17 protein-coding genes and 1 tRNA gene are annotated in these 17,280 nt (G+C 35.7%); 9 read left to right on the plus strand and 9 right to left on the minus strand.

Going from position 1 to position 17,280, the window contains the following annotated elements:
• Positions 1-254: 254 nt before the first annotated feature.
• The 4 genes from INQ25_RS04710 to rpmF form a co-directional block, all read right to left on the minus strand.
• Entirely contained in the window at positions 255-443 is a 189-nt protein-coding gene (locus INQ25_RS04710) for a hypothetical protein (protein WP_213863182.1), read from the minus strand.
• Positions 444-589: 146 nt separating this feature from the next.
• Positions 590-1,600, minus strand: a complete 1,011-nt coding sequence (locus INQ25_RS04715; protein WP_182321005.1) for a beta-ketoacyl-ACP synthase III — start codon at positions 1,598-1,600, stop codon at positions 590-592.
• Positions 1,593-2,630 carry a phosphate acyltransferase PlsX gene (gene plsX / locus INQ25_RS04720; RefSeq protein WP_213863202.1) on the minus strand — a complete coding sequence of 346 codons (1,038 nt, stop codon included), beginning with the start codon at positions 2,628-2,630 and terminating at the stop codon, positions 1,593-1,595. The genes INQ25_RS04715 and plsX overlap by 8 nt, the downstream gene beginning before the upstream one ends.
• 10 nt (positions 2,631-2,640) lie before the next feature.
• Positions 2,641-2,823, minus strand: coding sequence for a 50S ribosomal protein L32 (rpmF, locus tag INQ25_RS04725; RefSeq protein WP_065094662.1), 183 nt, complete (start codon positions 2,821-2,823; stop codon positions 2,641-2,643).
• Positions 2,824-3,162: 339 nt separating this feature from the next.
• On the opposite strand from rpmF, the gene INQ25_RS04730 reads away from it, so the two are divergent.
• The 5 genes from INQ25_RS04730 (at position 3,163) to INQ25_RS04750 (ending at position 7,914) form a co-directional block, all read left to right on the plus strand.
• Entirely contained in the window at positions 3,163-3,945 is a 783-nt protein-coding gene (locus INQ25_RS04730) for an MlaE family ABC transporter permease (RefSeq protein ID WP_015589313.1), read from the plus strand.
• Entirely contained in the window at positions 3,938-4,639 is a 702-nt protein-coding gene (locus INQ25_RS04735) for an ABC transporter ATP-binding protein (RefSeq protein ID WP_006279859.1), read from the plus strand. The genes INQ25_RS04730 and INQ25_RS04735 overlap by 8 nt, the downstream gene beginning before the upstream one ends.
• A gap of 320 nt (positions 4,640-4,959) precedes the next feature.
• Positions 4,960-5,457: a hypothetical protein gene (locus INQ25_RS04740; RefSeq protein ID WP_213863183.1), complete on the plus strand. Its 498-nt coding sequence runs from the start codon at positions 4,960-4,962 to the stop codon at positions 5,455-5,457.
• Positions 5,458-5,522: 65 nt separating this feature from the next.
• Positions 5,523-6,686 (plus strand): 1-deoxy-D-xylulose-5-phosphate reductoisomerase, encoded by a 1,164-nt coding sequence (gene dxr, locus INQ25_RS04745; protein ID WP_213863184.1) that lies wholly within the window; start codon positions 5,523-5,525, stop codon positions 6,684-6,686.
• A 292-nt stretch (positions 6,687-6,978) separates the two neighbouring features.
• Positions 6,979-7,914 (plus strand): Rpn family recombination-promoting nuclease/putative transposase, encoded by a 936-nt coding sequence (locus INQ25_RS04750; protein ID WP_213863185.1) that lies wholly within the window; start codon positions 6,979-6,981, stop codon positions 7,912-7,914.
• 34 nt (positions 7,915-7,948) lie between these two features.
• Here the strand turns inward: INQ25_RS04750 and INQ25_RS04755 are convergent, their stop codons facing one another.
• The 3 genes from INQ25_RS04755 to tldD all read right to left on the minus strand — a co-directional run bounded on the left by INQ25_RS04755 (position 7,949) and on the right by tldD (position 10,901).
• The gene (locus tag INQ25_RS04755; RefSeq protein ID WP_213863186.1) at positions 7,949-9,196 is read right to left on the minus strand and encodes an IscS subfamily cysteine desulfurase; all 1,248 of its coding nucleotides are present in this window, start codon (positions 9,194-9,196) and stop codon (positions 7,949-7,951) included.
• Positions 9,197-9,286: 90 nt separating this feature from the next.
• Positions 9,287-9,427 carry a hypothetical protein gene (locus INQ25_RS04760; RefSeq protein WP_153296798.1) on the minus strand — a complete coding sequence of 47 codons (141 nt, stop codon included), beginning with the start codon at positions 9,425-9,427 and terminating at the stop codon, positions 9,287-9,289.
• 55 nt (positions 9,428-9,482) lie between these two features.
• Positions 9,483-10,901: a metalloprotease TldD gene (gene tldD, locus INQ25_RS04765; protein WP_213863187.1), complete on the minus strand. Its 1,419-nt coding sequence runs from the start codon at positions 10,899-10,901 to the stop codon at positions 9,483-9,485.
• A gap of 62 nt (positions 10,902-10,963) precedes the next feature.
• Between tldD and INQ25_RS04770 the strand changes: the two genes are divergently transcribed.
• The 4 genes from INQ25_RS04770 to INQ25_RS04785 all read left to right on the plus strand — a co-directional run bounded on the left by INQ25_RS04770 (position 10,964) and on the right by INQ25_RS04785 (position 13,340).
• Positions 10,964-11,048 (plus strand) — tRNA-Leu (locus tag INQ25_RS04770).
• 70 nt (positions 11,049-11,118) lie between these two features.
• Positions 11,119-11,610: a hypothetical protein gene (locus INQ25_RS04775; RefSeq protein ID WP_015589319.1), complete on the plus strand. Its 492-nt coding sequence runs from the start codon at positions 11,119-11,121 to the stop codon at positions 11,608-11,610.
• A gap of 243 nt (positions 11,611-11,853) precedes the next feature.
• Entirely contained in the window at positions 11,854-12,561 is a 708-nt protein-coding gene (locus INQ25_RS04780) for a uroporphyrinogen-III synthase (RefSeq protein WP_213863188.1), read from the plus strand.
• On the plus strand, positions 12,561-13,340 hold the full coding sequence (locus INQ25_RS04785) for an exodeoxyribonuclease III (RefSeq protein ID WP_213863189.1): 780 nt from the start codon (positions 12,561-12,563) through the stop codon (positions 13,338-13,340). The genes INQ25_RS04780 and INQ25_RS04785 overlap by 1 nt, the downstream gene beginning before the upstream one ends.
• 45 nt (positions 13,341-13,385) lie before the next feature.
• On the opposite strand, the gene INQ25_RS04790 is transcribed toward INQ25_RS04785, so the two are convergent.
• Together INQ25_RS04790 and polA are read right to left on the minus strand one after the other, a co-directional pair.
• On the minus strand, positions 13,386-14,516 hold the full coding sequence (locus INQ25_RS04790; protein ID WP_213863190.1) for a hypothetical protein: 1,131 nt from the start codon (positions 14,514-14,516) through the stop codon (positions 13,386-13,388).
• 50 nt (positions 14,517-14,566) lie between these two features.
• Complete coding sequence (gene polA, locus INQ25_RS04795) at positions 14,567-17,134, minus strand: DNA polymerase I (RefSeq protein ID WP_213863191.1); 2,568 nt, start codon at positions 17,132-17,134, stop codon at positions 14,567-14,569.
• Positions 17,135-17,280: the final 146 nt, after the last annotated feature.

Consider the following 17,280-nt stretch of genomic DNA (forward strand, 5'->3'; position numbering starts at 1 on the left):
GGTGTCATCCCAGTGCTTGACACTGGGATGGCTTTGTTGCATCGCTAGCTATGATGGATTAAAGATAAAAAAGGTGGAGAATATCAGTAGCTTATTATTCTGGTATTTATAACAAGAACGGTCAGTGAATACCTAAATTTGAGTAAAAGAAATTTCACTACCACTCACTAATCCGGCTAAAATTCAAGAATTTCAATGCTTTAGCTATTTTCAATAGAATTAAATTTATTAATATAAATAATAAATTACTATTCTTAAATTTGATCAGATTGATTGCAAAAAAACAAGATTTTCAATAGGTTGCTTATAATCCTAATTATAGTTAGCCTTTCATAAGTAGCGATGCAACAAAGCCATCCCAGTGTCAAGCACTGGGATGACAGGGGAGTTGGATGACACCATTTTTTTCCTGGATCCAAGTAGTCAGGGCACTGAGATGACACCCTCTTGGATGAAAACCAGTATCAGCTACTTTCATGACACTATTCTTTTTTCTGGATCCAAGTAGTCAGGGCACTGGGATGACAGGAGAAAGAGGCACTGGAATGACAAAGAGGGTACTTGGATGACAGGAGGTAATGCAGGAAGTCTAATAGTGCAGCAACACGGAACCCCAGGTCAGGCCTGCACCTATTGAAATCAGCAGTACCAGATTTCCTGATTTTATTTTTGATTCTTGTATTGCATAGTCTAAGGCCAGTGGAATTGATGCCGCTGAGGTGTTTGCATGCTTATCAACGGTATTAATCACTTTCTCTATAGGAAAATCTAATTTCTTTACTACTGCTTCAATAATACGAATGTTTGCTTGATGGGGAATTAACCAGTCAATATCAGTGATTTTCAAATTATTGCATTTCAGAGTTTCCTCTACTGAGGCTGTTAACTTATCCACTGCATGTTTAAACACTTCTCTTCCATTCATGCATATTTTTCCAGAATCACCAGTTGAGGATATCCCTCCGTTCGTACATAGTATGTCCACATTGCCATCAGAATATAGGCTAGTTGAAATTATACCTTTTGTAACCCCCTTCTCTGCCACCCAAGTATCAGCATCATTTGTTGGAATGACGTTAAAATGACATGCTGATTTCATTATTACTGCACCAGCACCATCACCAAAGAGTACACAAGTTGACCTATTTTCCCAATCAACAATCCTAGACATTATTTCAGCACCTATAACCAATGCATATTTAATTCTATTGTTAGATTTTATGAGCGAATCAGCAACTGTAACTGCATATATAAAACCAGAGCATGCTGCTTGTACATCAAAAGCAAATGCGTTTTTACATTTTAACTTACTTTGTACAATTGTTGCACAGCTAGGAAAAGTTTTATCAGGCGTTGTTGTGGCAACTATGATTAAATCAATTTCATCTACTGAAATTTTAGCTTTTTCTATAGCACTTTTTGCTGCATTTACAGCTAGATCTGACGTTAGTTCTCCTTCATCTGCTATATGCCTTTGAACTATTCCTGTTCTCTGCCTTATCCATTCATCGCTCGTCTCAACTATCGATGCAATTTCGTTGTTACTCAACATTTTTCTTGGTAGGTAAGATCCAGTGCTTAATATGAAACTTTTATTCAATATGACTTACCCCGTTAATTATCTTTTGATTTAAATTTTCACTAATTGCATTTACTGCAAATTTTATGGCATGGGCAAAAGAAATAGCATCAGAATTTCCATGACTTTTAATGATGATACCATTCAGCCCTAAAAACATAGCTCCACTTCTAATTTTGGGATTAAAACGCGTTAAAGCTTTATTTAGTTTGGATTTTAACAATATACCAACAAGCATTTTCGCTATCCACGAATTGAATACTTCCTGCTTTATTAGATTGATAAAGGTACTAGCGGTTGCCTCAGCCGTTTTGAGCATTACATTGCCAACAAAACCATCAGCAACAATCACATCTATATTACCCTCTAAAAATTCACTTGCCTCTATATACCCTTTGAAATTAATGCCTGGAGCGTTTTTAAGCAACTCAAAAGCGCCGCGCACTGAGTCATTACCTTTAACTTCTTCTGTGCCGATATTTAGCAAAGCAACTTCAGGATTGTCAATTTTTAATGCTATTTTTGCAAATATACTACCCATTAACGCAAATTGAAATAATGAGTCGGCATTACAATCAACATTTGCACCAAGGTCAAGCAAAGCAAAGCTTTTTGTCTTAGTTGGACAGATAGAGACAATAGCAGGACGATAAATATTTGGTAATGTTCCTAAAATAAATCTGGAAATTGCCATCAATGCTCCGGTGTTGCCTGAAGACACCACTCCGAAAGCTTTACCTTTTTTTACTGCCTCAATGGCAGCTTTCATACTTGAGTCTTTACGATGTCTCAGCGCAAAAGATGGCTTATCATTTGCAAGGACATTGTCAGAACAATGAGTAAACTCAGAATTGTTACTTACTTTTTTATATTTCAAAAGCAAAGGAGATACTTCTTCCTTATCTCCATAAATATGAAAAAAAACTTTAATGCCTGGGTCAACAAGGTTGTCTAAAAAAAAACCAGCACCATGAATTACGGAAAGAGGCGCAAAATCGCCCCCCATAGCGTCAAGTGCAATAACTATATTATTATTGACCGTAGATAACATATCATAATAGTCACTCTGCCTGTTGCTTAATGAAAACCCGTTTTCCTTTGTAACTGCCATCAACTGCTACGTTATGAGGCAACATGAATTCCCCAGTTGTTGAACACACCACAATATTCTTAGGCTGAATAGCATGATGAGAACGATGCATATTACGCCTTGACTTTGACTTTTTTCTTTTTGGAACTGCCAAAATTTCCTCCATTCTACTACAAAATACAATACATTAGTAACATGTTTTTTACAGGAAGTAAACAGGGATAGTAAAATAAGTAAGGTTTGCTTATGTAATTGAGTTCTATAGCTAAAGTGGCTCTACAATTTGAAAAACCGTCATTCCGCTACTCGTTAGCGGAATCTATACCGCGAATGAATCGCGGTATGACGTAGGGAAACCTTTCTTGGGTTAAGCTATAAATTAAAACATCAAGTATATTGAACTTAAAACATATCTCAGCTATACTTTGCGATAAAGTTAATAAAAATTTTAATAAAATCAGTAAGACTAACCTCTAGCTAAAATGAATACAAAGTGAGCTTTTTTGATATAAATAGTGTTAGAATAATTGGTAGGTACTTTATCAATTTTTTGTTAAGGCTTGGTAGTGCATTCATATTTTTTATTCAATCTCTATACCACTGCCTTGTGCCACCATATTATTTTAGCAACATAGCAAGACAAATTATAGAGATAGGCTTTTTCTCTCTGCCAATTGTTGGGCTCACTGGAGTTTTTATAGGAGCGGCAATAGTTTTACAAAGTAGCTTGAGTGACCCATTAATTAACCAAGAACAGATAATACCCAAACTTGTTACGATCACTATCATTAAAGAGTTAGGACCAGTTTTGATCAGCTTAATAATGGTAGGAAAGGTTGGATCATCAGTTGCAGCAGAAATTGGTACAATGCGCATCACCGAGCAAATAGATGCACTTACAACCTTGAACATCAACCCTTTTAAATATTTAATTGCACCAAGGATTTTAGCGTCAATCATAGTATTTCCCATACTTACAGTATGTGCAGATTTAATAGGAATATTTGGAGGATGTATCACTGCAGTCTTCGAATTTAACCACAATTTAAATATATACATTAAACACACAGCTCAGTTCTTTAATACGTATGATTTTATAACTGGGCTAATAAAAGCAACTGTATTTGGCGCCATAATTTCTGTCTCAAGCTGCTATTACGGTTACCATTGCAAAGAAGGTGCACGAGGAGTAGGTGTTGCTACAACATCAACTGTTGTTTTATCGTCCATACTGATCATTTTAGCAAACTACATGATTACTTTGATACATGCGTAACCCCATAATATCAATATTGAACTTAAGCTTATCTTTTGATGATAGAACAGTACTAAAAGATCTAAATTTTGATATATTAAAAGGGGAATCATTAGTCATACTTGGTGGCTCAGGAAGCGGCAAATCTGTATTAACAAAAACAATTATCGGCTTGCTTGCTCCAGACTCAGGGTCTGTTAAAATAAATAGTAAAAGCAAAAATAAATTTGGGGTTTTATTTCAAAATTCCGCTTTATTTGACTACGTTACAGTGTGGGAAAATATATCTTTTAATTATAAAAAGCGCTTTAATATCAGCAAAAAAGAGGCAAAACAGCTAGCAATCGAGAAGTTAAATGATGTTGGACTGGAGGAAAGCATAGCAGATATGTTTCCAATAGAGCTATCAGGTGGAATGAAAAAAAGAGTGGCACTTGCAAGGGCGATTGCACACAATCCAGAAATCATTATTTTGGATGAACCAACTTCAGGATTGGACCCAATTATGTCAGATATAGTAAACGAGATAATAATAAAATTATCTAGAGATCTTAACCCTACAATTATCACGATTACACATGATATTCATAGCGCATTTAAAATAGCTGATAAAATAGCAGTATTATATGAAGGGGAGATCATTTCCCATGGAACTGTTCAGGAAATACAAAATACTAATAACGAATATATAAAAAAATTCATTCATTATATATAGCTAAAGATATATACACTATTGCTAACAGTCATATTTTTAAGTTTTAACTTTGTAAAAGGCAGTGGACATTGGAATTCAGATTTTTTTCAAACTGGATCCTATAGCTAACACGTCATACCGCGATTCATTCGCGGTATCTCGGCATAGATTCCGCTAACTAGTAGCGGAATGACGAATTTGTCGTTTTTCAAATTGTCGTAAGTCAGTTTAGCTATATATAGGATGACAGAAATTGTTTGTATTAGCTATATTCAAAAGCTCTATTGATATTTTGCAATATTTGTGATAAAATAATAGCTTAAGGTTGAGAGTAAAAATTTATGAGTGAAGCTCAAGGTCCAAACATTGCAGAATGGCAAGCGCAGCAGCAACACCAAGAGGCTGCTGGTGAGAAAAGTGGTTTTGGTCTTGGTCATAGTGACTCTGTTTCAACAGTTGTCGATGGAATGAAATGGTTGTTCAACTTTCATGAAGGAGCAATTGCTGCTTATAGTAACGTGTTTGAAGGTTTGGTGAGTGGTAGTAGTCTAGTAACGCTGTTTGGAAAATCAGGTAATATGTTTGGCATAAAATTTCTTGAAGGCCTTGCAGAATATTTTTCAGGTGGAGGTGGGGAAGATATGCCATCAGAAGGAATGGATATGGCTCATGGTGATGAGGGACATCACTCAGATGATTACCCTCATGCCAATAACGAGATAGCTCATAATGCTGATGGTTTGCAAGACATGCATGATGCAGGTGATCACCATGGTCAATCTTTTTCACCTGGTCCTTCACCATCTGTTGGCGATGACTATGGGCATGAACTTGGTTAAACGCTTAAAAACTATTGAATAGTTGGGTTCGCAAGAAAAGTTGCTATTGTTATGAGTTTGTCTTAGTGAAAAAGGTTTCAGTTTTAGGATCAACAGGAAGCATTGGACAAAAGACTGTAGATTTGCTCTCAAAGAGAAAAGAAGAATACCAAGTGGAAGCACTAAGTGCCCATTCGAACTTTGCTCTACTGGCACACCAAGCAAAACTGCTAAATGCAAAATATGTTGCTATCTCCGATGAAAGGCTTTACAAAGATTTGAAAGAAAGTTTACTTGGTACAGATGTAAAAATAGCAATTGGTGCTACAAATATTGCTACCATACCTGTTGATCTCTCAGTTGTTGCAATAGTTGGCATTGCAGGCCTTGGGCCAGTTATGGAAGTTATAGAAAGCGGTACCAAAGTCATTGCATTGGCAAACAAAGAAAGCATTGTTTGCGGTGGAAAGTTATTACTCAAAAAAGCTAAAGAAAAAAATGTACAAATAATCCCTATTGACTCTGAGCACAATGCAATTTTTCAAATTTTGCAAAATGACGACAAATGCGTAGAAAAGATCATACTTACTGCTTCTGGTGGACCATTCTTAAATTATAGCCTTGAGCAATTAAAAAATGTTATGGTAGATAAGGCGCTTAGTCACCCCACTTGGAATATGGGAAAGAAAATCTCGGTTGATAGCGCAACAATGATGAATAAGGCACTAGAGATAATAGAAGCACATAACTTGTTTAACATCAGCCCGGATAAAATTGAAGCAGTAGTGCATCCTGAGTCAATAGTACATGGAATTGTAACTTATAAGGATGGGTTCAACTTTGCTGTGCTTGCAGAAACTGACATGGCAATTCCTATTTCATATGCTCTATCTTGGCCGGAAAGATCAGCTTTAAATCGTAAATTAGATTTAACAAAGCAAGGAAAATTGACCTTTCAAGAGCCAGACCATAAGCGTTTTCCTGCGCTAAAGCTTAGCATGGCAGTGTTAAACTCTTCTACTCCACAAACAAACAGTATTATGCTCAATGCTGCAAATGAAATAGCTGTTAATGAATTTTTGAAGTCACGAATCGGCTTTTTGGAAATAGTAGAGGTAGTGGAATCAACAATGGAAAGTTTTGGTAGTTATACCGATATTAATTCACTATCTGATATAATAAATATTGATTGTGAAAGTCGTATTATTGCTCACAAAATTGTTGAAAGTAAAGTTGTTGCGTATAGCTAGAGTAATGTAACCAGACTGCATTCTGTGATTTTTTTTTTAGCAAAGCACGATACACAATCGTCATTCCGCTACTAGTTAGCGGAATCTATGCCGAGATACCGCGAATGAATCGCGGTATGACGGTTCGCGGTGGTATGACGGTTAAGTAATTCGTCATCCCGCTGCTTGTTAGCGGGATCTAGAGATACCGCGGCGGTATGACGGTTCGCGGCGGCATAGCTATCTTCAAAAATATGGTTGAATAATTGTTAATAATAGTGTATAATTATTAATATTTTTAAGCACTTTGGCTATGGCTTTATCTAAGTTTCTCGACCCTAAGCTGGATTTAACCTTCAAAAAAATATTTGGCACTGAAAAAAATAAGAATATTCTCATACATTTTTTGAATGATATTTTAGGGTTTACCGAGATAAATACTATACAAGAAGTGGAATTCCTCAGTACTATAATGGATCCTGAAATTGCCTCTGATAAGCAAAGTATAGTTGATGTTCTTTGCAGGGACTCTAGTGGGGCTAGGTATGTGATTGAAATGCAGCTCACTCGCGATAAAGGCTTCGAAAAACGAGCTCAACTATATGCTGCTAAGGCTTACTCAAGGCAAGCTGATAAATCTGGTAAGTACATTGATTTAAAGAAGGTTTTCTTTATTGCTATCTCTAATTGTAATTTATTTCCTGATAAGCTTGATTATATATCCAGCCACACTATAAGAGATGAGAAAACCAATGAGCATGACTTAAAAGATTTTCAATTTGTATTTATTGAACTACCTAAATTTCCTAAGAATAAGGAAGAACAGCTAGAAAGCATAGTGGATCGTTGGTTATTTTTCTTCAAATATGCAGATGAAACTACGGAAGAAGACTTAAGGAAAATAGCAGAAAAAGCACCAATAATAAAGTTAGCCTACGATGAATTAGACAGGTTTAGCTGGAATGAAAAAGATTTAGTAGCTTATGAAGAAAGAATAATGGATCTACGGAAAGAAGAAGCCATTCTTGAATACAGACTTGACCTTGCTACTGAAAAAGGCATCCAAATTGGCGAAGAAAGAGGCATCAAAATCGGTAAAGAGGAAGGGAAAATTGAAGGAAAAATCGAAGGAAAAATCGAAGTCGCAAAAGCAATGCTGGCTAACAATGTTGATGTCAACACTATTGTCAAATTTACTGGCCTTTCTATTAGTGAGATTGAAGAATTAAGTGTGAACGGTACAGAGTAATTTCAAAGTGCATTTGCAGTTGGAACGGATACATTTAATGAGAGTCCCATTTCACGGTGTTCAAATCTACTCCTTCTTGTACCATCTCCCAAAGTGGGCTCATTTCTCTCAGTCGGCCAACATTTTTAGCAACAAGATCTGCTGCATACAAAACTTCTTCTCTAGTTGTAAATCGGCCTAGGCCAAATCTAATTGATGAATGCTCAAGGTCATGGCCATTATTTAGCGACCGTACTACATAGGAAGGCTCAAGAGACGCAGACGTGCACGCAGAACCAGAACTTACTGCTAAATCCTTGATTGCCATGATGAGAGACTCACCCTCAACATAGGGAAAGCTCAAGTTTAGGTTGCCAGGAATTCTATTTTCATAATCACCATTTAAAACGATATCAGGAAACGCTTCTTTTATCTTGTTATACAAAATATCCCTTAATTCTTCCACTCTAGTTGTTTCTTTTTTCATTTCTTCTCTAGCAATACGTGCCGCTTCACCCAAACCAACTGCAAGAGGTGTTGGAACTGTTCCAGAACGCATACCTCTTTCTTGTCCACCACCACTGATCAATGGTGTCAATCTAACACGAGAGCCCTTTTTACGAACGTATAATGCGCCTATTCCCATAGGTCCATAAATTTTGTGGCTAGAGAGACTCATAAGATCAATGCACATCTCATTAACATCAATTGGAACTTTTCCAAAGCTTTGAGCTGCATCTGTATGGAAAAATATATTATGCTTTCTGCATATTTTACCAATCTCCTTTACAGGCTGAATTACTCCGATTTCATTATTTACCATCATTACTGAAATCAAAATTGTTTTATCAGTAATTGCTTCCTCAAGCTTTGATAAATCTATAATTCCGTTTTGCTTAACAGGCAAATATGTAACTTTAAAGCCTTCATTTTCCAGATGCCGACAAGAATCCAGAACACACTTATGCTCCGTGCAGACAGTGATTATATGATTTCCTTTATTTTTATAAAAGTGAGCAACGCCCTTGATTGCCGTATTATTTGACTCAGTTGCACCTGAGGTAAAGATAATTTCTTTGCTATCTGCGTTCACCAGATCAGCGATGTGTTTCCTTGCTTTTTCCACTGCTTCTTCAGCAGTCCAACCAAATGAATGGCTGCGAGAGTGTGCATTACTGAACTCACCAAAGTAAGGTATCATCACCTCTAAAACACGGGGATCTACTTTAGTAGTAGATTGATAATCAAGAAATATTGGTAATTTTATTTTAGCATCGTGTATTTTTTTACTTTCAACATTCATAAAGCTACCACGGAGACAAAATTTACAATTATTTTATAGCATTAAAACTTAATTTTTTCAAGATATAATCTTGCATCAAGTACAAAAGTGTCATCCAAGTAGCTGACACATAACTGTACGAACATTTATTTGCGAAAGCAGTGTGTTAAATGTTATAGCCAGTTTTGCCTCAAACACAAAGGCAGTGCCCAGACACTGGGATGACACCCTATTGGTGGCAATTGCTTCCAAATCACAATGTTTGTACAGCTGTGCGCCGTGCGCTGGAATCCGTTTTAGCCCTTATCTATATCTCAGTTCCACCAACAGTTATTGCGTCGACTTTGAGTGTCGGCTGACCAACTCCAACGGGCACATTTTGTCCATCTTTCGAGCATGTGCCAACACCAGGATCTAACTTTAAGTCATTACCAACCATAGATACTTTTTTCAACACTGTTGGACCATCACCAATTAGTGTTGCTCCTTTTACTGGCTGTGTAATTTTGCCATTTTCTATTAGGTAAGCTTCCGAAGATGAAAAAACAAATTTTCCTGACGTTATATCAACCTGCCCACCACCGAAATTTACTGCATATAGACCTTTCTTTACGCTAGATATTATTTCCTTCGGTGTATACTTTCCGGGCAACATATAGGTGTTTGTCATGCGCGGCATAATAACTTCTTTATAACTTTCTCTTCTACCATTACCAGTTGGGCTTACACCCATGAATTTAGCGTTCATATGATCCTGCATGTATCCTTTTAGGATCCCATCCTCTATCAATATATTATCACTGGGTGGAGTGCCTTCATCGTCTACGCTGATAGAGCCGCGCAAATTGGGCAGAGTTCCGTCATCAACTACTGTGATGTCACTAGCTGCTACTTGTTTACCCACAGAATTTGAAAATGCTGAGACTTTTTTGCGATTGAAGTCGCCCTCAAGTCCATGACCCACGGCTTCGTGTAACAATATTCCTGGCCAGCCTGGACCTAAAACGACTGTCATTTCTCCGGCTGGAGTTGGAATTGCTTCAAGATTTACCAGTGCTTGTTCTAACGCTTGGTTTGCAACTTCTTTCCACTTTTTCTCAGAAATAAACTTACTATAAGAGTCCCTTCCACCATGCCCTGCAGAACCTCTTTCGGTACGGCCATCTTTTTCTACAATGACTAGCACATTAAAACGTACCAGAGGCCTGATATCGCTTAATCTGTGATCACCCTTTATTATTTGTACAACTTGCCATTCTCCACTTAGAGTTATTTTTACTTGCTTCACGCAGTTATTTTTGGACCTTACATACTCATTAACCTCATTGAGTAGCTTAATCTTTGAATTCAGATCCATTTCATTTATAGGGTTAATCCTCGAATATAGGCTTTTTGTCTCTTCGTTTAAATTTATTGAATTTGTCTTGTTTAAAGACACTGAGCTTTTTACCATAGAAGCAGCATTACTAATTTCTTTTTCGCTGATCTCAGAAGAACAAACGAAAGATGTACTATCTTCACAAAAAGACCTTAAACCAAATCCCCTTCTAGTATTCAAGTCCATGTGTTTTAATATGTTATCCTCAAAAACCAGGGACTCCGACTGGCAAAATTCTAGAAACAGCTCACCACCATCGCTATTGCTCAAAGCGTTATTGACTATTTTATATACGTTATTAATATTAACATTGTTTTGAGCAAAAAATATTTGATCTAGATTTGGCATTACCTTTGAACTAAAAATTGTTTAAGTATATTATTTAACTTTAACATAGTAAACTATAAAAAGCCCGGGTGGCGGAATTGGTAGACGCGCTAGCTTCAGGTGCTAGTAACTTTTTAAGTTGTGGAAGTTCAAGTCTTCTCTCGGGCACTCTTAGCTTCCATATTGCTTATTGAATTAATTAATGTTATAATATAACATATTAGGTAATATTCATGCTATGTATAGTGAAAAAAATAAGTTAGCCTGCAGAAAGAAGGTACGAACTTACTCGAAACGCTTAGTTACTACACTATCTACTATCTCTTTCATTGGATACATAGCGGCATTGGTCTTGAATATTCCTGTCTTAAGTCTGTATTTTAGTATTGCCTGCACTATATTAAGTGTACTTTCATCTACCTTAAACATATGGTCATTAGCTGATCATTTTAGGCAGCGTGATCTTAATAAGCAGCTTGGTGTAGAAAACACTCCTGGACAAGAAAAACTAACGAAGATCTGTCTTGATATTACATCTAACGTTTTGTTTTTAATAGGAGGAATTACACCTATATTGCCCTTTGAATCTCCTATCATTCCTTTTGTTTCCACTGCCTTTTTTATTCTAGGCTGTGCCTTTATGGCAACTAATATCGTTCGGACTAGGATTAGCGAACCACAGGCAAAAAAACCTACTGATGACCACTCCCTAACTGCAAAAGCAGCTTAAGTATTAACTTATACAGGAATATTAGCTATATAATTCCACTGAAGAGAGCCATTCAAAAGAGTTCGACGTAATTAGCATTAAAAAAGTATAAGTGAATTTAAAGCTTAGTGGTAAATAGGGGACTGAGTATCCTCATTTCAACATCAATTACTTGAATAGTTGCTCAAGCTATCAAAATAAAAGTTTTTATTCAGTAATTTGTGTATAAAGGATATTATTTTACTGGTAGTAAAATAAATCAGAATGAAGTCTATTTTATTAACGAGGCCTTTATTGGATTCGTTCAATACAAGAAATATATTGAGAAAGTATGGATACAAAGTTTATATAGAACCAGTATTCACAATAAAGTACTTAAATCCTGATATATCTGCATACGAATTTGACGTTGTGATATCCACAAGTAAAAACAGTGTAAAGGCTTTTAGTCAAATATGCAAAGTGGATGACTTTCCGATTATTACAGTTGGTAATTCAACCATGCAGGCTGCAAAAAATTTGGGATTTTCTGATATAATCTCAGCAGACAGCAACGTTGATGGTCTGATATCATTCATAAAAGCTCATTATTCAAACGCAATAAAGTTCTTATATATAAGGGGACAAGAAGTATCATGTGACCTAAAAAAGAGATTATCTGAAGAAGATTTTAACGTGAGAGAAGTTGTACTCTATAAAACAATTATTAAAAGGAGTCTAACTAATAGGTGTAAAAATTTGCTGTTGGATGGTAAAATTGATAGTGTTGCTTTTTTTTCCTCACAGACAGCAAGGATATTTTGTTCATTAGTTCTAAAAAGTGGGCTATCTCATGTGATGAATAATACAGTTGCATATACTATGAGTAAGAACATTGCTGATAGTTTAAAGTTAATCAAATGGAAAAAAATTATAACATCGAGGTTGCCTACTGGGGAGAGTTTAATTGATATAATTAATAAGGATTGCTGATGCTAAAGATTGCAACTTGGAATGTAAACTCCATACGTAAAAGAGTTAACCAACTTTGTAGTTTTATAGTTGATAGTCAGATAGATATAGTTTTGCTGCAAGAGATAAAATGTACGGAAGAGCAATTTCCTTATGCAGAGATAGAAAAGTTAGGATATGAATATGCTATCTATGGACAAGTTGCAAGAAATGGCGTTTGTGTTTTATCTAAATATCCGATACTGGAGAAGTTTAAAATTGACATTGTGGAAAGTCATCAAGAAGCACGTTATATAGAGTGCGTGATAAAGTATACCAATAGTAAGATAAGGGTAGGAAGTGTATACGTGCCAAACGGTCAAAGCCCGGACTCTCACGCATTTGAATATAAACTCAAGTTTTTTGATAACCTATATGAAAGGATGAGCACTTTGTTGAAGAATGAAGAGTTAACTATTATAGCTGGCGATTATAATGTTGCACTGGATGAAATTGATGTTTTTGATTCAAATTTATTGAATGGCCAAGTGTGCTTTCATATAAAAGAACGTGAGAAGTTAAGAGCAGTCTTGAATCTTGGGTTTAAAGACGCGTTTAGAGTATCTCACCCAGATTTGCAACAATTCACTTGGTGGCATTATCAAGGCAATTCACTCAGAAACAATCAAGGAATGCGAATAGATTATATGCTATTATCGCCACAAGCTGTAGATAAATTGGAAACATGCTACATAGATGATAGATTGCGTAAGCTAGAAAATCCGTCTGACCATACTCCTGTTGTATGTGCTATAGAATAATAGCAGATCTCTTACACAATTCACTTTTAGTAAACCTGAGTAGTCTTACCTTTGCCGCTCTGTGGTTTTTCCCTTCGTTTGTTTTCCTGTCCAAGATTGATCGCGCTGCTCACTTTTTTCATTTCCTACCTGGGAAATTTGCTCAGGAACAGGCTGTTGTTCACTCTTTTCTTTTCCTACCGAAGTAACTTGCTCAGGAACAGGGGTGCCTTTCTCAACTCCTGTAACTGGGGTTTTTAAAATATCATCAATGCCCTCGAGAATTTTTCCATTCAGTTTTGCTCTCTTTTCTGTATCATCTTTATCTTGTGAGCTAGGGTCATACAAAGTACCTTTTTTGTTATTTGAAAAAAGACTTTTGATTGTACTTACTTCAGTCCATACAAGGAGACCACCACTAATTGCTAGTGCAATTGGGCCAGTGCCAAATATTAATGCTGAAAAAGCAAAAAGAGTAATAGGAAGTAAAGATTTACTTAAGAACGTTTTTACCATCTCTTCATCACTGAGCGGTGGTTCATCCTCTTCTTTTTTATCTTTACCTAAGAATGGTATTTTTTCTTTCATCCCATCCATAAAGGAGCCAGAAATATTTTTCGGGTCTATTTTGATCCCTCCAATTAGCAGCAGCAGCATTTCCAATACAAACTTTATGGATGAATCTTTAGCTTCTGTACCGCGTATATCAGCTACACACTTGGTTATTATTTGTTGTATTTTATCATTATTTAATTTCTCTTCTCTAGCTAAGCCTTGCTCTCTAATTTCTTTAAACACAGAAAGTAAAAGCTGAGAAAAATTCTCTTCACTTAGTAACTTTATATCTTCATGATTGATTTTCTTGAATATACCTTCATGATTTTTTGATATAAAAGTAAAAATTTTCTTTTCATTTCCATTCTGTAATCGCTCTAATCGTTTATCTAATAACTCCAGATCATTCTGTAATTCTTGTTTTTCTCGATCTGGAAGTTCTTCTTTCAATTTCTGTTTCTTCTTTTCTATTTCCTGTTTCGTTTGCTTTTCTAGAGTTTCTGGATTTTCTAAAATATCTAAGAAAGCACGATAGATTAACTGGTGCTCCTCGTTTTTAAATTTAAAAACTTTCTCATCTTTGTTAGTTACCTGATTTGAAGGTTCCAAATTCTTTGTTTGTGGAGTTAATATTTTTGTCATAACTGAGTTACTCACATTTACTATACTTTAATTGTAGCATATTTTTCATATTAATTCAAATAATCTATACTCTTAGAATCCGCCATGTTTAAGTCATAATTAAGAGCCCAGTTGTCGCCAACTTTTATTTCTACTTCAAGTGGTATAGAAATTTCTACTACACCTTCCATTATATTTTTCACAAGTTTTGCTGTTTCTTGCACCTTTTCGTCTTCTACTTCAACCAGTAGTTCATCGTGAACCTGGAGGATTATTTTACCTACTTTCAATTGATCAAAAAGCTGAATTGTCGCACGTTTTATTATATCAGCAGCGGTTCCTTGCAGTGGTGCGTTTATTGCTGCCCTTTCTGCAAATTGTCTTATATAAGGAATTGTATTGTTTATGTCTCTTACAAAGCATCTTCTGCCAAACAAAGTTTCTACATAACCATGCAATCTTGCGATAGACACTGCTTTTTCCATATAGGCCTTTATTTCTGGGTAACAGGAAAAATAGTAATTAATGTATTCAGCAGCTTCCGCAATGGTAATTCCAAGCCGCTTTGCAAGACCAAATGGGCTAATGCCATATATAATTCCAAAATTGATGGATTTTGCTTTGCGTCTTAATTGCTCATCTATTTCTTGCACTCCAAAAACTTGCCTTGCGGTGATCTCATGAATATCTTGTCCGTTTGCAAAAGCTTCTTTAAATGCTGCAACGTTTGCAACGTGTGCCAGGAGTCTTAATTCTATTTGCGAATAGTCAGCAGAAATTATCTTATGCCCTTTTGGCGCAATAAATGCTTGTCTGATAAGATTTCCCTCTTCGCTTCTGATAGGAATATTCTGTAAATTAGGATTGCTGGAGCTCAGCCTTCCAGTTGCAGTTGCAGTCGTTGAAAAGCTTGTGTGTATTCTACCATCAAGTGGATCAACTTGCTTTATTAATGCATCAGTGTAGGTGCCTTTTAATTTACTTAAATGTCGCCAATTTAAGATTTTACTTGCGATTTCTACCCCTTCTTCTTCGAGTGCCTCTAGAACTTCATAATTGGTGCTATACGATCCAGATTTTTTTGACTTTTTCTTTTTATTAAGCCCCATTTTGTTGAATAAAACATCACTTAATTGTTTTGGCGAAGCAATATTAAATCTTTCTCCTGCCAAATTATATATCTCATCTTCAAGCACGGCAATTACCTGCTGAAATTTATCGGACAGCTCCTGTAATTTTTGTATGTTCAGTAATATCCCATTTTTCTCCATATCAAATATTACTTTCATAAGTGGCTTATCGAAGCGCTCGTAAATTGTGAACAATTTTTCCTGAAATAACCTTTGCTTTAGCTTTTCATGAATTGCTATTAAAGTTTTTGCCGAGAAAATTTCTGCATTTTCACTCAAATTATGCGCAACTATGTTTGGAATACTGTGATCGTGTTTTCCTGTATCCAAGCTATACGACATTATCATCAAATCATCAACTGAATCTAGCATCTTCTCTACTGTAGGGAAGATTTTCCTGATTTCTTTAATGTTATGTATTATTTTAAGCGCCCCATTTGAGAGTAAAGTTGAGTTAATTATAATGAGTGCATCTTGTATGCTGTCTTGCTTTATATAAAAAATATTACTTTCGCTATAAGATAGACTTAATACATTGTTTTCAAGGTGGTAATGAATTGCAATTTTGCCTTCATATCTACAATGCTCCAAAAATTTCTCTAACTCTTCACTACTATATTCTGTTTTCTTTTCTGTGCTAGATCCATTGTAAGAAAAAAGCTTTTCCACTTTCCCTATTAAGGAATTGAATTCATACTTCTTTAAAAAGGATAATAGTTTCTCCATATTTGGAGAATGGACTTCATATTTTACAATATCATGTTGAAGGTCTACTTTTTCGCATAGTGATAAAAGTTCTCTTGAAATTAATGCTTTTTCCTTATGTTCGGTAAGAATATTACGAATCCTCGTTTGCTCGATGTTATCAATGTTCTCTATAATATTATTCAATGAATCAAATTCATCTAGTAATTTAGCTGCAGTCTTCGGACCTATTCCTGGAACACCTGGAATGTTATCAGATGCATCACCAGTCAGAGAAAATAAATCAAGAAGCTTGTTTGAATTTACACCAAATTTTTCTACTATTTGTTTTTCATCTATGTATATATTTTTAATAGGATCAAATATTAGAATATTGTAATTCAAAAGCTGGAACAAATCTTTATCTGATGAAACGACTACCACTTTAAAGTCTTGGTGGTTGGCGTATTTTGCAGCTAGTGTTGCGATTATATCATCTGCTTCATAACCTTCAATCTCTTCATAGCTGAGGTTAAAAGCTTCTACCGCTTCCCTCAGTATGGTAAACTGTGGAATTAGATCCTCAGGAGGCGTTACTCTGTTTGCTTTGTACTCAGGATATAAATTGTGCCTAAAATTCTTTTTCCCTGCATCAAATGCTATAATTAAGTAGTCCGAATGGGCAATGTACTTAAGAACCATATTCAGAAAGCCATATACACCACCTATTGGCATTCCTGTTGTGGTAATTAAGTGAGGTAGTACATAGTAAGCTCTGAAAAGAAAACCATAGCCATCGATGATTGTGAAAGTTTTTTCTTTCATTGTAGATATTTATGCGTGCTTTTGATGGTCCACTATTTAGCTGAGAAAATCAAGTTTTTGTTTTTCTGCTTTTGAGCGTTGCAAGAGATTTTACCGAAAATAGCATTCATGATGGGGATGTACACATATGTAATATCAAAACCTAG

Origin of the sequence: Wolbachia endosymbiont of Rhagoletis cerasi (assembly GCF_018454475.1) — a bacterium.
GTDB lineage: Bacteria > Pseudomonadota > Alphaproteobacteria > Rickettsiales > Anaplasmataceae > Wolbachia > Wolbachia pipientis.

Excerpts from the sequence above, each read along its gene's own strand:
- plsX (WP_213863202.1), bottom strand. The coding sequence starts at position 2,630 with ATGTTATCTACGGTCAATAATAATATAGTTATTGCACTTGACGCTATG.
- INQ25_RS04735 (WP_006279859.1), top strand. The coding sequence starts at position 3,938 with ATGCGTAACCCCATAATATCAATATTGAACTTAAGCTTATCTTTTGAT.
- INQ25_RS04740 (WP_213863183.1), top strand. The coding sequence starts at position 4,960 with ATGAGTGAAGCTCAAGGTCCAAACATTGCAGAATGGCAAGCGCAGCAG.
- INQ25_RS04750 (WP_213863185.1), top strand. The coding sequence starts at position 6,979 with ATGGCTTTATCTAAGTTTCTCGACCCTAAGCTGGATTTAACCTTCAAA.
- INQ25_RS04755 (WP_213863186.1), bottom strand. The coding sequence starts at position 9,196 with ATGAATGTTGAAAGTAAAAAAATACACGATGCTAAAATAAAATTACCA.
- tldD (WP_213863187.1), bottom strand. The coding sequence starts at position 10,901 with ATGCCAAATCTAGATCAAATATTTTTTGCTCAAAACAATGTTAATATT.
- INQ25_RS04775 (WP_015589319.1), top strand. The coding sequence starts at position 11,119 with ATGTATAGTGAAAAAAATAAGTTAGCCTGCAGAAAGAAGGTACGAACT.
- INQ25_RS04780 (WP_213863188.1), top strand. The coding sequence starts at position 11,854 with ATGAAGTCTATTTTATTAACGAGGCCTTTATTGGATTCGTTCAATACA.
- INQ25_RS04785 (WP_213863189.1), top strand. The coding sequence starts at position 12,561 with ATGCTAAAGATTGCAACTTGGAATGTAAACTCCATACGTAAAAGAGTT.
- INQ25_RS04790 (WP_213863190.1), bottom strand. The coding sequence starts at position 14,516 with ATGACAAAAATATTAACTCCACAAACAAAGAATTTGGAACCTTCAAAT.
- polA (WP_213863191.1), bottom strand. The coding sequence starts at position 17,134 with ATGAAAGAAAAAACTTTCACAATCATCGATGGCTATGGTTTTCTTTTC.